The sequence below is a fragment of the Spirosoma radiotolerans genome (assembly GCF_000974425.1).
GTDB classification, from domain to species: Bacteria; Bacteroidota; Bacteroidia; order Cytophagales; family Spirosomataceae; genus Spirosoma; species Spirosoma radiotolerans.
Map to the genome: position 1 here is coordinate 6,082,566 of NZ_CP010429.1, position 14,245 is coordinate 6,096,810.

General features: G+C 49.4%; 9 protein-coding genes. 6 read left to right on the plus strand and 3 right to left on the minus strand.

Annotation, left to right across the window (positions count from 1 at the left end):
- Positions 1 to 117 precede the first annotated feature (117 nt).
- Both SD10_RS24675 and SD10_RS24680 read left to right on the plus strand, forming a co-directional pair.
- Positions 118 to 2,556 (plus strand): ABC transporter permease, encoded by a 2,439-nt coding sequence (locus SD10_RS24675; protein WP_046577610.1) that lies wholly within the window; start codon positions 118 to 120, stop codon positions 2,554 to 2,556.
- A gap of 175 nt (positions 2,557 to 2,731) precedes the next feature.
- Positions 2,732 to 3,079, plus strand: coding sequence for a nuclear transport factor 2 family protein (locus SD10_RS24680; RefSeq protein ID WP_046577618.1), 348 nt, complete (start codon positions 2,732 to 2,734; stop codon positions 3,077 to 3,079).
- 70 nt (positions 3,080 to 3,149) lie between these two features.
- Here the strand turns inward: SD10_RS24680 and SD10_RS24685 are convergent, their stop codons facing one another.
- A complete protein-coding gene (locus SD10_RS24685) occupies positions 3,150 to 4,466 on the minus strand; it encodes a DUF4249 domain-containing protein (RefSeq protein WP_046577620.1) in 1,317 nt (438 codons plus the stop codon).
- 576 nt (positions 4,467 to 5,042) lie between these two features.
- On the opposite strand from SD10_RS24685, the gene SD10_RS24690 reads away from it, so the two are divergent.
- Positions 5,043 to 7,460 (plus strand): ABC transporter permease, encoded by a 2,418-nt coding sequence (locus SD10_RS24690; protein WP_046577622.1) that lies wholly within the window; start codon positions 5,043 to 5,045, stop codon positions 7,458 to 7,460.
- A gap of 17 nt (positions 7,461 to 7,477) precedes the next feature.
- A complete protein-coding gene (locus SD10_RS24695; RefSeq protein WP_046580110.1) occupies positions 7,478 to 9,880 on the plus strand; it encodes an ABC transporter permease in 2,403 nt (800 codons plus the stop codon).
- Between the two features lie 43 nt (positions 9,881 to 9,923).
- Here the strand turns inward: SD10_RS24695 and SD10_RS24700 are convergent, their stop codons facing one another.
- Positions 9,924 to 10,265, minus strand: a complete 342-nt coding sequence (locus tag SD10_RS24700; protein WP_158500595.1) for a LytTR family DNA-binding domain-containing protein — start codon at positions 10,263 to 10,265, stop codon at positions 9,924 to 9,926.
- Between the two features lie 399 nt (positions 10,266 to 10,664).
- Here SD10_RS24700 and SD10_RS29565 point away from each other — a divergent pair, with 399 nt between their 5' ends.
- A complete protein-coding gene (locus SD10_RS29565; protein ID WP_148562506.1) occupies positions 10,665 to 10,832 on the plus strand; it encodes a lmo0937 family membrane protein in 168 nt (55 codons plus the stop codon).
- 161 nt (positions 10,833 to 10,993) lie between these two features.
- Here the strand turns inward: SD10_RS29565 and SD10_RS24705 are convergent, their stop codons facing one another.
- A complete protein-coding gene (locus SD10_RS24705) occupies positions 10,994 to 11,437 on the minus strand; it encodes a response regulator (RefSeq protein WP_227699064.1) in 444 nt (147 codons plus the stop codon).
- Between the two features lie 387 nt (positions 11,438 to 11,824).
- On the opposite strand from SD10_RS24705, the gene SD10_RS24710 reads away from it, so the two are divergent.
- On the plus strand, positions 11,825 to 14,230 hold the full coding sequence (locus tag SD10_RS24710; RefSeq protein ID WP_046577625.1) for an ABC transporter permease: 2,406 nt from the start codon (positions 11,825 to 11,827) through the stop codon (positions 14,228 to 14,230).
- Positions 14,231 to 14,245 lie beyond the last annotated feature (15 nt).

Consider the following 14,245-nt stretch of genomic DNA (forward strand, 5'->3'; position numbering starts at 1 on the left):
GTTATTTATAATACCGGCCAGAGGCCGGAAAATAATAGACATAAGGCTAGAGCCTTGCGCCATCAAGATGAACAGGTCCCGTATTTAACTCTTGACCAGTGCGGTTGCACTCTTTATATGTTACATAACTACCTTAAAATTGCGCTTCGGAATCTGGCCAAACATAAAGCCAACACAGCTATCAACATAGCCGGTTTAGCCATCGGTATGGCTTGCTGTCTGCTCATTGTGCTCTACGTGGCCGACGAACTGAGTTACGATCAGCACTGGTCGAACGGCGAGCGTGTCTACCGTATGGCGCTTGAGCGCCGGTATCCGGGCCGCAGTACTAAATACGCCGTTATTCCCCCTTCGTACGCGCAATCGGTCAAGAAAGAAATTCCTGAAATCGAGCAGACTACCCGTGTATTTAGTTTTGGCAATAACAACGACCCGGTTCTCTTTAAGATTGACGGCCGCACGGTTGAAGAGCGGGGTGTACAAGGTGTCGATTCGACCTTTTTCCAGGTCTTTCAGGTGCCTTTTCTGCGTGGCCAGGCCGAGCGGGCACTGACCCGCCCCAACACGGTTGTACTGACCCAAAGCACCGCGGCTCGCTTATTCGGGTCTGCCAATCCAGTAGGCAAAGTGCTGGAAATCGTGCAGGGGCCGAAGCTGGAGGTGACAGGCATTTGTGCCGATCCAGTCCATAATACTCATTTCACATTTAATTTTCTGGTATCGGCGCGGGGACCGGAACCCGAACAGCCCAATCATATTGGTTTCTCGGCTTACACCTATTTACTGCTGAAACCGAATACCAGCCCCGAAACGGTTGAGGCCAAATTGCCTGCCGTAGTCGAAAAATACGCAGCAGGCGAAGTAGAGCGTACATTTGGGGTTTCTTACCGTGACTATATAAAGGCGGGCAACGGCTATTTCTATTTTCTCCAGCCACTGCGCAGTATTCACCTCGATTCGCACCTCGAAGTTGAACAACAGGCCAACGGTAGCCGCTCACTGGTTTCTATCTTCTCCATTATTGCGGCTTTCGTGTTGCTGATTGCCTGCATCAATTTCATGAATCTATCTACGGCCCGTTCGTCGGAGCGGGCGCGGGAGGTAGGCATTCGTAAATCGCTTGGTTCGACAACTAATCAACTTGCGGCTCAATTTCTGACCGAATCGGTTCTGCTTAGCTTGTTTAGCCTGATCGTGGCTTTAGTGCTGGTTGTTACCTTACTGGCTCCATTCAATACATTGGCGGGCAAAGCTCTTACCCTGCTGTCGCTGGTACGCTGGCAAACGCTGCCGTTGTTATTTGGAGGAGCCATTGCCGTTGGCCTGCTGGCGGGCAGCTATCCGGCGGGTGTACTCTCGGCCTTCGAGCCAATTAAAGTCCTGAAAGGTAAGTTTTCTTCCACCCGACAGGGCCATTTGTTACGGAATGGACTGGTGGTCTTTCAGTTTGCCATATCTGTGCTACTGATCGTGAGTACGATTGTCGTATTCAGTCAACTGGCGTTTATTCAGCAGAAAGAGTTAGGCTTCACGAAAGAATCGGTTCTTAAGCTAAAGGGTGCCGGATTTCTGGATAAAAACACAGAAGCCTTTAAGCAGGAGATTACTAAACTGGCTGGCGTTGCCAGCGTGGGAGGAACGAGCAGCGCCCCCGGCGAAGAAGGATTTTTCGGGATTACCTTCCGAAAAAATGGCGAGAATGAAACCATTACGGGCAAAGGGTGCGTGGTTGATGAACAATACCTGCAAACATTACGGATGAGTATGCTGGCCGGGCGCCCGTTTACCCGCCAGTTCGACGATTCGCTGTCGGTGATTCTCAATGAGGAAGCAGCCCGCCAAATAGGGCTGACAGATCCCGTTGGCAAGCAAATTACCAGTCCCGATAATTTTTCAACTCGGGGTGGTCCGCCTGTCACTTACACCATCGTCGGCGTCGTCCAAAATTTTCATTTTGGCTCACTGCACGAGCGCATCAGTCCGCTGTTTATCCTGAATGACCGGCTTTTCCGTCGGGTCGACAATGAGCTGGCGGTACGGATACAGGCCGATGCGCCAGCCTCCGTCGTCAGCCAGATCGAACGCGTCTGGAAGCAATACCTACCCGATCAACCCTTTCATTACTCGTACCTCGACGCTGACTGGAGCGCCTTGTACAAGTCGGAGCAGGTCGCCCAACGAATTTTTGGGGTGTTTGCCTTGTTGGCGATCTTTATCGCCTGCATGGGTCTGCTGGGGCTTGCTATGTACGTGATCCGCCTTCGGACAAAAGAGATTGGGATTCGAAAAACGCTTGGCGCGTCCATACCCGGTCTGGTGGCGCTGCTCTCCAAAGACTTCCTGAAACTTGTCCTGATGGCCATCATCATTGCGTCGCCTGTTGCGTGGTATGCCATGGATCGCTGGCTGCAGGATTTCGCCTACCGAATCGACATTGAATGGTGGGTTTTCGTGGTAGCCGGTTTCCTGGCAATCGGTATTGCCGTACTCACGGTGAGCTTCCAAAGCATCAAGGCGGCCCTGATGAATCCGATCAAAAGTTTACGATCGGAATAAAGACAGACCCGGCGTTCATGCGTATCTGAACCGCAAGACCACGTCTAGAACAACTTAGCCGTTGTAGTCTTCTCAAGAAAACCTGTCAAAATCTCAATCGATACCGACGCTCAACCGATGAAAACCTGGCTTAGCTTTGACTCATTCAATCCTGTCTCAAACCGTTTACTAAGCCATGGACTATCAACCCATTCTTCGTCAGCTTTATCTGGATTTTAATGCCCGCCATATTGATGCCGTCCTGGCCCATATGCACACCGATGTGGCCTGGCCCAACGGGTGGGAAGGTGGCTATGTAGCTGGCCATGATGAGGTACGCGCTTATTGGTTACGCCAATGGCAACAAATCAATCCTACGGTAGAGCCGCTCTCGTTTGAGATAAAGCCTGGTGGTCAGATTGCGGTAAAGGTTCACCAGGTCATCAGAGATTTAAGTGGACAGATAGTGAGCGATGGTCAAATCAATCATGTCTACCGCTTTGAGAATGGGAAAGTACGGACAATGGTTATTGAACATGCATAAGTGGCTGTTGACACTTATTCATTGAGCAGAGCTACTAGTAGACGAACAGTAAGGCACTTACACAACAAAATTAGTCTCGCCAGCCTTCAGGTCTATAAGGTGTTTTGCTATTACTGGGCGCACAGACGGCAGTTGGTGGACGGGGAGGACTACTGATCAGGTAAAGTTCAGGTTGATAGGGAGGGGATGGCTCTGGCTTAGGCTGGCGGAGATTCAGCGCAAAGAATAATTCGGCTCCCAACAGCATGGATGGGTTGGCAGGGTCGGAATTCCCTAACGAACGGCCTGATACGTCTTTTCGATCGAGCCAGTAACGGCTGGTTGAAACCGCCGATGCTGTAAAATAGCCTACTGCCCCTTCCCGGTGATTTGCTGCATTTAATACGTTACCAATCAGTGCCGTGGGTGGCGTATCAGCTAAGCCGCCTGTATTTTGAGTCTGTTGCTGAAACAGGTGAAAATACCGGTAGGCATCAGCCGTTAATGAACTTTGGCGAATTTCGGCTAAGCAGGCGGCCTGCTGATAGAATGGGATATTCGCTACTTTACGAGCCAATACGTGTCCGCCATTACTGAATTGATCATCGAAAACGTTGGTGTTATGGCTATAAATAATTTCCCAGCACTGGCTTCGGCAATTGTAGTCATACAAATATTCGGGTAACGGGTTTTTTTTAGAGTAAGGCGGGGGTGTCAATTCATAGTAGCAATCTTCCAGCAAGTCCGTGTTAGTGGATGTATAGTAGTAGATATTGCCTATATCGCCCTGCTGCGTCAAGTCAGCTTTAACAGTAAAGATCGAATAAATGCCTTGGTAACAGGTTTTACACCATTCCTGTCTTTCCCAAAGTTTCCAGTCCCAACGGTAGAAATTGCGCTCGTTGACCGGGTCGGTAAAGTCAATGTATAGCTCGTGCCCTGCCGTATAGAAGTTCCCAATAGGGGGCGAAATGGCTCTAGGATTAAAGCGTGAGCTGACTTTATCAATCGCAGGCACCGGTTGCATAATTTGCTGGCTGGATATGTACCGAGTGCCGTTTTGGAGGGTAAAGCGGAGTTGATAGGCATGACCTACCTGCCCCCGAAAATCGTTGGGTAATTGATAAGTGCCATCCACCGTTTCGTGGCAGCTAATAATTTGAGAAGAATCAATAACTACTTCAACGCTCGCCCTGGTAATGGGTGTTGTACCAAATCGTCCTGTCAAAGGATCGGATTTAGATCGATTCAAGAGGATCAACTGGGGTTCGGCTAAGTTGGTTATAGAGCCATCCACTACAATTAAGTCGACGGTGCCCCGTAGCGATAAGTCTTCAGGATCGACACAACTCACTGACAGAATGAGACTGGTCAACCAAACAAACAAGAGCAGGCCAGCTGAGCGCATATAACAGGCTGAGTAGACTAAGTAAAACAAAAAAGTCTGGTTGTTCTACTTTATAGGGACTATTTCTCAATTCCGCCCATAAAGCGCTATGCCTAGCATAGTGCCACTTACCACAGTCTATTCCAACACGTGTTGCCCAGTCGTGGTCTATCCAGAAAAGCATTTCTAGGAAGCGCTGGGCAGAAAGCCAAATCGGGGATTTTTGGGTAGATGCATCACTATTCGACCCCGCCACATGGCCTGATTCCGAACTGAGGAGATTAGGTACCTGCTTTTAATGAACCACATCGGACCGCCGAAGCGGAGTCACAGAAAACACAGAGGTTTTTGAGATTTACTTTTCGTGCATGGCCCTCAGTGTTTTCTATGCCTTTGTGGTTCCTTCCTTTTTTGGAACTTGCTGTAGTATACGTGAAGTCAATTTATTCAAAATCAACACAACCGAAAAGCTTAACATTTTTTAACGCACTGTAATTCAGGCAAGAATCCAAACAAAAGGCGATAGTTAATACCTTCACGGCAGCAAATCCCTTCTTGGTGCTAATCAATAAGTGCTACGCCTAAACCGGTTGACTCATGCTTCAGAATTACATAAAAATCGCGCTACGCAACCTGCTCCGGCGTCGGTTCTACGCTCTGGTTACGCTACTCGGCCTAACGGTTGGTATTACGTTTCTGTTGCTAATTGGCAACTACATTCTAGGCGAACTAGCCGTTAACAAAACCTTGCGCCATGGTTCTCAGCAGTACCTTGTGCAAAGCCGATGGAAAGAGCCAGGTATGGGCATGGACATAACCACGCTGGCGCCCATTGGCCCCACGCTCAAGGAGCGATACCCAACGCTGGTAGCCAATTATTACCGGTTTTACGGTGTCACAGCCATTGTGTCGAAAGACCAGAATCACTTTAGAGAACAAATCCAGGTTGGCGACTCAACCCTACTCTCCATGTTCGGCTTTCCGCTGGACTATGGCGATCCAAACACGGCACTTCTGGCCCCTAATTCAATCGTTATTACGGCCGCACTGGCTCAAAAATATTTCGGTAAAACCGATGTGCTTCGCCAGCAACTAACGGTACAGACGCCGGCAAGTGGCAAGCAGGTATTTACCATTACGGGCATCCTGAAAGAACTACCTTTTAACAGCGTCACCAACCTGTTATCGCTGCCCGATCAGGTGTTTATTCCGATGCGTAACGTTGGTTATTTTATGCCGGAAGCCGCTATGCGCTCCTGGCAGAATCAGTATATTCCTACTTATCTGGAGTTACAGCCGGGCATAACCGCCGACCAGCTAACTCAACCCATTACCCAAACGCTGGCTACGTATGCCCCTCCCGGTTTTAAAGAAAACCTGACCGCTTACCTCAGCCCTCTATCAACAGTATACCTGAAGGCAAACGCTGGTTTGGTTGAAAAAATGGTATTTACACTGGCCGTTATTGGGCTCTTCATTCTGCTGATGGCCGTGGTCAATTTCGTGAATATTACCATCGGCATGTCAGCTACGCGGTTGCGGGAAATTGGGGTTAGGAAAGTGCTGGGTGGCCTTAAAAAGCAGGTAATTGCTCAGTTTCTGGTCGAAGCGCTTCTCTTAACCGCGGGCGCTACGGTGCTGGCCTTAGGCGGCTATGAACTGTTTCGATCGAGCTTCGCGGCTTTGCTCGACAAACCAATACCGTCGGTAATAAGCTGGTCGCCTTACGCCTTCCTGGCGGTCATGATACTGGCGTTAGCCATTGGCTTACTGGCTGGTAGCTATCCGGCTTTTGTGCTGTCCGGGCTGCCTTCTGTCGATTCACTGAAAGGTAAGCTGACGGCATCGGTGCAAAAGGGCATCGGCTTTCGCCGGGCGTTGATTGTGTTTCAATTCACGGTGGCCATCCTGGTTTTTGTGGGCGCTGTAGTGATTGGCCGACAGGTTTCTTTTTTCTTCAGCAAAGATTTAGGCTACCAGAAAGAGCAAATCCTGACCGTGTCGTCGGTGCCCCGAGACTGGTCGCGGGAGGGCGTACAGCGAATGGAAGGTGTGCGACACCAACTGGCGCGCATTCCTGGTGTGAGCCATGTGAGTCTTTCGTTTGAAATTCCCGATGGCCGAACGAGCGGTAGTGGTCGCCTGTTTCCACAGGGGCGCGACAGCACGCAGGCCATCGTTGCTGAGGTGCTGACGACCGACGAGCAATTTGCGAAAACGTATGGTCTGCGCGTTCGGGAAGGAGCCTATTTCACCGCCAATCCGGGTGATTCCCTGAACGTTGTGTTGAATGAAGCCGCTGCACGGGCGTTGGGATGGGGCAACCCGGCAAAGGCGATTGATCAATTGGTGCGGTTTCAGGGTAACAACCGGCGGTATCGAGTGAGTGGCGTTCTCACCGATTTTCACTTCGGCTCTCTCCACCAAACGATCAAACCCCTTATCTTCCTCAACAACCGCAGCAACCCTATTTACCGCTACTTTTCGTTTAAGATCGCGGCTGGCTCTGGCCGATTACCTGAAACGGTAGCAGCCGTTGGACACGAGTGGGCGCGCCTGTTCCCCGATGCCCCGTTCGATTACGCCTTCATGGACGACACGCTTCAGAAACTCTATAAGATCGAGATTCAATTACAGAAGGCATCGCGGCTGGCTACTACACTTGCGCTGCTCATCGTTTTGCTGGGTGTACTGGGGCTGGTTTCGCTGAACGTGACCCAGCGGACCAAGGAGATCGGTATCCGGAAAGTGCTGGGGTCATCGACTTTGGGTATCGTCAACCTGTTTATGAAGGAGTTTGTCCTGATCCTGCTGATTGCCAATGGTATCGCCTGGCCAATCGCGTATTATCTGTTGGGTGACTGGCTTACTCATTTTGCTTACCGCACGGAGCTGTCCTGGTGGCCGTTTGCATGGGTAGCTGGTTGTCTGGCTTTGCTGACGGCGCTGGTTGTCAGCACCCAGACGATCAGAGCAGCCCTGGCCAATCCGGTAACGAGCTTGCGCAGTGAATGATTTACACAAATCCATTTATGCTACGTTCATACGTTACAATCGCCCTTCGGAACCTCCGCTCCCAGCTTATATATACGTTGCTGACTATCATTGGCCTGTCCGTTGGGATGGTGGGTGGACTACTGATTTTTCTGTTCCTGCGCCATCATGTAAGCATCGACCGGCACCATGCTAATCTGGACCGACTTTTCAGAATAAACACAGACCTTCACCTGGCCGATGGCTCCATTGAGTACAATCCGGAAGCACCCCTGCCTATGGCCGCAACACTCCGGAAAGATTATCCGCAGGTGGAACAGGCGGCATTCCTGATCATGAACCGGGAGTTAACCGTTCAGGTCAGGCGGACGGCAATGGGACAGTCTGCTCCGTTGCGTTTTCTCGAACACAAAGGCACGGGCCAGGTTGAGCCGGAATGGTTCGACATACTCGATTATACATGGCTGCAGGGTAACCCCAAAACCGCCCTTCGTCAGCCCAACAGCGCGGTGCTGATCCAATCGTGGGCAAGGCGATATTTCGGGAACGCCGATCCAATTGGGCAGACCCTAACCATCAATAATCAAACGGAGGTAACCATCACGGGCGTTGTGGCCGACCCACCGCCCATGACCGACACGAATCTGGGGTTGTTTATTTCGATGGCTACGTTAAAGCAAATCGATCCCGCGTATGAGGAAACCAACTGGGGATTTCTTAACAGCACCAACCGGCTATATGTCAGGCTCAAAGATCCGGAAGCGGCCCTGAGTCTTGAAAAAGCATTCCCGGCGTTAGCCCGGAAGCAATACGGCGCAGAGGCAAAATTCTATCAGTTTCACACGCAGCCTTTACGAGACATTCACGTCGACGTGAAGCGGGGTGGCGAAACGATTCGTGCTTCGATGATCTGGTCGCTGGGCATCATTGGTGTGTTATTGATTGTGGCGGCCTGCATCAACTTCATCAATCTGGCCACGGCCCAGGCGCTCCGACGGGGTAAAGAGGTTGGCGTTCGCAAAACGCTGGGCAGTTCACGGAGTCAGTTAGTCGGCCAGTTTCTTCTCGAAACAAGCCTGATCGTTTTAGCCTCTGCCACGCTGGCGCTGCTGCTGGTGGCACTGCTGCTTCCCTCCTTCACGGATTGGGTTCAGACACCGCTAACGTTACAGATCGACCCATCTACGTCCCTGTTCATCGGCTTGCTATTGGTGATCATTATGCTGCTGGCGGGTGGCTATCCGGCCGCTGTTCTGTCGGGCGTTTCGCCCTGGGCTGCGCTGAGAGGAAAGCTTACGGGTGTTTCGGGGCGGGGTTTTACCGTACGGCGGGTGCTGGTTGTCACGCAGTTTGTCGTTTGTCAGTCGCTCATTATCGGAGCGTTGGTCGTGGCAAATCAGATTCGATACATACAGCAGGCCGATCTGGGCTTTCAGAAAGAAAATGTCGTGCTTGTATCAGTACCAGCCAATCAAAAGGCCCGGCAGGAAGCGTTCAAGAAGCAGATCTCGCAGTATTCCGACATTGTGTCGGTCAGTTTAAGCCACCGCCCTCCATCGAGTGATCAGTTGTTTGGCGGCTCCTTTAAATTTAACGGGAGCAACGAGTGGGTTCTTTTTCCCGTTCGGGACCGGCTGGCCGATGCCGACTACGTCCGAACGTACGGCTTAAAACTGGTAGCCGGTCGTAATATAGTGCCCAGCGACACCGTCCAGGAATACCTGATTAATGAAACGCTGGCTCACCAGCTTGGCTTCAGCAACCCACAGCAGATCCTGGGCAAAAAACTCCAGTACTATTCCTCGCCCGTTCCGCTACCCATTGTTGGCGTGGTGAAAGATTTTCATCAGAAATCACTTCGGGAGGCCATAGGACCTTGTTTAATCGCCAGTAAAGCTGATTGGTATGCCCGAGCGGGTATCCGAATCTCGGGGCATAATCCAGCGCAGACACTCCAGCGAATCCGGCAAACGTGGCAGCAACTATTCCCGAATGAAGTGTTTGAATACCAGTTTATGGACGAACAAGTGGCCCGGTTTTACCAAACCGAATCGCTCCTTGCCCGGCTCATCAACGCCTTTACCGGCATGGCTATTCTGATCTGTTGCCTAGGTTTATACGGGTTAGTCCTGCACAGTGTCGGCCAGCGTATCAAAGAGATTGGTATTCGCAAAGTGCTCGGCGCATCGGTCGTCAGCATCGTAGCCCTTCTCTCAAAAGATTTCGTCAAACTGGTTGTCATTGCCCTTCTGCTGGCCTCCCCCCTTGCCTGGTGGACCATGACTAACTGGTTGCAGGATTTTGCCTACCGGATTGACATTGGCTGGTGGGTATTTGTGCGGGCGGGTCTGCTGGCTATCGGGATTGCCCTGCTAACGGTGAGTTTCCAGAGCATCAAAGCGGCCCTGATGAATCCGGTCAAAAGTTTGCGGTCTGAGTAAGATTCGCAACGGCACAGTTATCAGGCAATCGAATTAGTCTGGATCAACTTGCCAATTTCATTATTACATCACTAATCCGACGGCGGGAAACGAGTAACTCCAGCCCGTCGTCCAGACGCAAAAGCATGGTTTTTGGTCCTGTTCGAATTAATTCGTCAACATGAGCAGGATTGATTAATGCAGATTTGTTAACCCGAATAAAATTGGGAATTTGCTCTTCAAAATATCTCAATGTTTGAGCAACCATCAAAATTTTTGAGCTATCAGCAAAATGAATAATTGTGTAATTCCCATTACCTTCTAATCTGATCATCCTCTGTGTATCTTGAGGATCTTTGTAACCTGGAATGAGCACAAAACCTGTCTGCATCGGCTGTTTTATCATGTACTTGCTGAAGAATAGTTTTAACGTGATGAATAATTGACCAAGGCTAAAAAAGTCTATACTGACTCTACCAAAACTTAAGTTTAATGTAGCAAAAAAACATTTTTCAAACATCAGCTTAAACCAAGCGAACTAAATATAGCTCATTGCATTTTGTTTATAAGTTTACAATCTTGATACAATGACCGAAGACAAATAAAGCCACAAAAGGCAAGGAACTACGTTTATGATAATAAGAAAAATCGAGTTTAGCAGCTGGCCTATTTCTTTGCATTAGATGGGTAAATGAACACATTGGTTTAACCGGCGAAGTGTTACAGACCAAACATTTTAAAAAAATATAGGTTGTAATTGTCAACAGTCAACCAATTAATCGTTCACTCTCTATCACAAAAAACCATGGGCAATCTCCTGTATACCATCGCTGTCATTCTCATTATCATCTGGTTACTAGGCTTCCTGGGCGTTTTAGGCGCGGGTATTGCTACTAGCGGACTTATTCATATCCTGCTGGTAATTGCGGTTATAGCCATTATTTTGCGGTTAATCCAGGGCAGAGGGATATAGTAGGCCGTTTGGTCATTACCTCGTTTTTCTTGCTTCTTTTCTTACTGTTTTTATCTGCTTTTATCCAGCTATTTATGGCTAACTAAAAGCAGATAAAAACAGTAATTATATCGTTTTTTCCTAAACGAAAGCGCGAATGGTTTACGAATTAATTGACTTCCTCAAGATAGAGTTACGGTCCAGAGCCAGTACTCTTTTATCATTTGAAAATGATTTTCCCACTCTTCCAAATTTAAAGGTTTCCCCATAAACGAATGAGCGCCTAGCTGATAGGCTCTATTGACAAGAGACTGGTCCTGTTTAGTATTTAAAATGATAACCGGAAGAAGCGGATAGCAAATTCGAATCTCCTTTAGCAAAGCAAAACCGTGAATTGTTTTTGGCAGACTGAGGTCAAGAAGAAGTAGCTTGGGAAAATCTTCCTTTTGGTTAAATGAATGCCTCAGAAAAGAGAGCGCTTCCTGCGTTGTGGCCGCAAAAGTAGGTTCGGCCTGTGGGATTTTTGTTCGCAAGCAGTATCCAATCAATAATTGATGATCTTTATTTTTATCTACCACCAAAAGAGGGATACTACTCCTTTGGTGGAACATCTTTTCAGACTCCATACGATTAAAACTAGTTGTTGAGTACTGCTCTATGCCATCAAGACACACGTTATAAATTCACTAAAAAAAGAATGAAATCTATATAGCAAGACTACTACCAAAATCTGTAGGAAATCTGTAGAAAGTTCAGAAATCAATAAAGGCCCACCGTATGTAACTTTACCAAGAAATAGACAACCATCCGTTGGCTTAGCAGGTCAATCGGTCCTCATTATTGTACAGGCTACCGGCCTGTAACTCTGCATGTCCGCAACTGTACGTACAGCGTCCGTTTGCGGACACTTCCTAAGCCCACCCCAAACAAAGTTTATTGATAATCAAACGGTTATCTTTCTGGTACGGCATTTGGCATATTGATTTGTTGTGCCATATAAGACCTGTCCAGTTATGATACGTAATTACCTGCTCATCGCTTTCCGCAACTTGCGCAAACACAAAGCATTTAGCGTCATTAATATGGCTGGCGTTGCGGTTGGACTTGCCTGCTTCCTACTGATTGCCCTTTATGTACAGGATGAGTTGAGCTATGATCGCTACAATGCCAATGCAGACCGGACGTATCGGGTTAACCGAACATTTTTATCGTCAGAAGGAACGGTATCGTTACGACTGGCGCAGGCAGCTCCCCCGTTTGGTCCATTAATCAGGCAGGACTTCCCGGAAGCAGAACAAGTGGTCAGGACGCTTGACAATAGTGGCCTGGTACGGTATGGCGAGCATTCATTCAATGAGGAAGACATGTTTTTTGCCGAAGCGAACCTCTTTAAAGTATTTAGCTTCGACTTTGTGAGCGGCAATCCTGATCAGGCGCTTGTCAACCCATTCTCCATTCTCTTTTCCCGGCCAATGGCCGAAAAATACTTCGGCAAGGAAAACCCGATTGGCAAAACTGTCCGATTGAACAATCAGTTCGACTTAACCGTAACGGGTGTATATGAACCGCTACCGCCCCAGGCCCATTTTCATCCCGGCTTCCTGCTTTCCTTCTCAACCCTGAATGACAACCGCGTTTATGGGGCTGAAGGGCTGCGTACCAATTGGAGCAACAACTCGTTTAATACGTATATGCTCTTACGGCCGGGCGCCGATCCAAAACGTATTGAGGCTAATTTCCCAGCATTTCAAAACAAATACGTTCCCTCCGAAGAAGGCAGACAAGCTGCTACTTGGTCGGTGCTGAATCTGCAAAAACTTACGGATATTCACCTGCGGTCACATACCGATTCGGAGGTGGAACCCACCGGCGACATTACGTATATCTATCTGTTTTCGGCCATTGGTTTATTCATTCTGCTCATTGCCTGCATCAATTACATGAATCTGGCAACAGCCCGTTCGGCGGGACGGGCCAAAGAGGTTGGGATGCGCAAAGTTGTAGGGGCTTTGCGTTCCCAGCTCATTGGACAGTTCCTGAGCGAATCCATTTTACTGGTTACCCTGTCGTTAGGCATTGCCATTGGGCTGGTGCTGGTGTGTTTACCCGCGCTGAATGCGTTTACCCAGAAACAGCTGGCGTTTAGTCAACTCCTTAACCCGGCCTTTCTGGGCATCCTCATCACCATTACGCTGCTGACGGGGCTGGTAGCGGGCAGTTATCCGGCGTTCTTCCTGACATCCTTCCGGCCACTAGGCGTATTAAAAGGGCAGATAGGATCGGCCATGCGCACGGGTAAGCTACGGCAAGTACTGGTTATTACGCAGTTTGCTATTGCTATCGCGCTCATTATCAGCACAGCGGTGGTCTATAACCAAATGAAATACATTCAAAATTACCGACTGGGTTATCAGAAAGACCAGATGCTGCTCTTGTCGGATGTTGGTGATTCGACGACAAACTACGAAACGCTGAAACAGCAGCTGGTGCAAACGGGCGTTGTGGCCGATATGGGCCGCTCATCCCGGATACCATCGTCCCGCTTATTGGACTCCTACGATGCCGCAGCCCCAAAAGGGGACAGCATGGCGCCAGTGAAGATTAATCTGCGTGGTTTACGTGTCGACTATGATTTCATCCCCACGTACCAGATTCCAATGGCCGCCGGACGGAATTTCTCGCGTTCGTTTTCTACCGATACGTCCATGGTGGTCCTCAACGAAACCGCTGTGCGCCAGTTGGGCTGGACACCCGAACAGGCCATCGGCAAGCGCTTCCGCTACGGCCGGGCCGACGGGCAAATCATTGGCGTAACGAAAGATTTCCATTTCGAGTCGCTGCATCAGCAGATGGCCGCCATTGCGATGGTGATGGGCAAACAAAATTTCAACTGGATTTCCATTCCCATCAAAGGCAATGTTCCGGCGGCCATCCAGCGTGTCAAGTCGGTCTGGAAGCAGTTTTTTCCGGAACGTCCCTTCGACTACAAGTTTCTGGATTCGCGCTTTGACCGGCTCTACGCCCGGGAGCAAACCCAGCAAACCCTATTTAGCGTCTTCGCGAGTGTGGCCATTCTGATTTCCTGCCTGGGCTTATTCGGCCTGTCGATGTTTATGGCCGAGCAACGGACCAAGGAGATTGGTATTCGCAAAGTGCTGGGGGCGTCGGAAGCGAGTTTAGTTGCCCTCTTCTCCAAAGATTTTATGCGTTTAGTGCTGGTAGCTTTGCTGATTGCTTCACCCATTGCCTGGTATGCCATGCACACCTGGCTGAACGACTTCGCCTACCGGACGGACATCCACTGGTGGGTCTTCCTGCTGGCGGGTGGCCTGACGGTCCTGATTGCGCTGCTCACCGTAAGTTTTCAGAGTGTAAAAGCCGCCCTGATGAATCCGGTGAAATCGTTGCGATCTGAATAATATAGAGACGCGAAG

What these genes read in the sequence shown, in the direction of transcription:
- SD10_RS24710 (WP_046577625.1), top strand. Translation starts at nt 11,825, where the DNA reads ATGATACGTAATTACCTGCTCATCGCTTTCCGCAACTTGCGCAAACAC.
- SD10_RS24695 (WP_046580110.1), top strand. Translation starts at nt 7,478, where the DNA reads ATGCTACGTTCATACGTTACAATCGCCCTTCGGAACCTCCGCTCCCAG.
- SD10_RS24685 (WP_046577620.1), bottom strand. Translation starts at nt 4,466, where the DNA reads ATGCGCTCAGCTGGCCTGCTCTTGTTTGTTTGGTTGACCAGTCTCATT.
- SD10_RS24700 (WP_158500595.1), bottom strand. Translation starts at nt 10,265, where the DNA reads ATGATAAAACAGCCGATGCAGACAGGTTTTGTGCTCATTCCAGGTTAC.
- SD10_RS29565 (WP_148562506.1), top strand. Translation starts at nt 10,665, where the DNA reads ATGGGCAATCTCCTGTATACCATCGCTGTCATTCTCATTATCATCTGG.
- SD10_RS24705 (WP_227699064.1), bottom strand. Translation starts at nt 11,437, where the DNA reads ATGGAGTCTGAAAAGATGTTCCACCAAAGGAGTAGTATCCCTCTTTTG.
- SD10_RS24690 (WP_046577622.1), top strand. Translation starts at nt 5,043, where the DNA reads ATGCTTCAGAATTACATAAAAATCGCGCTACGCAACCTGCTCCGGCGT.
- SD10_RS24675 (WP_046577610.1), top strand. Translation starts at nt 118, where the DNA reads ATGTTACATAACTACCTTAAAATTGCGCTTCGGAATCTGGCCAAACAT.
- SD10_RS24680 (WP_046577618.1), top strand. Translation starts at nt 2,732, where the DNA reads ATGGACTATCAACCCATTCTTCGTCAGCTTTATCTGGATTTTAATGCC.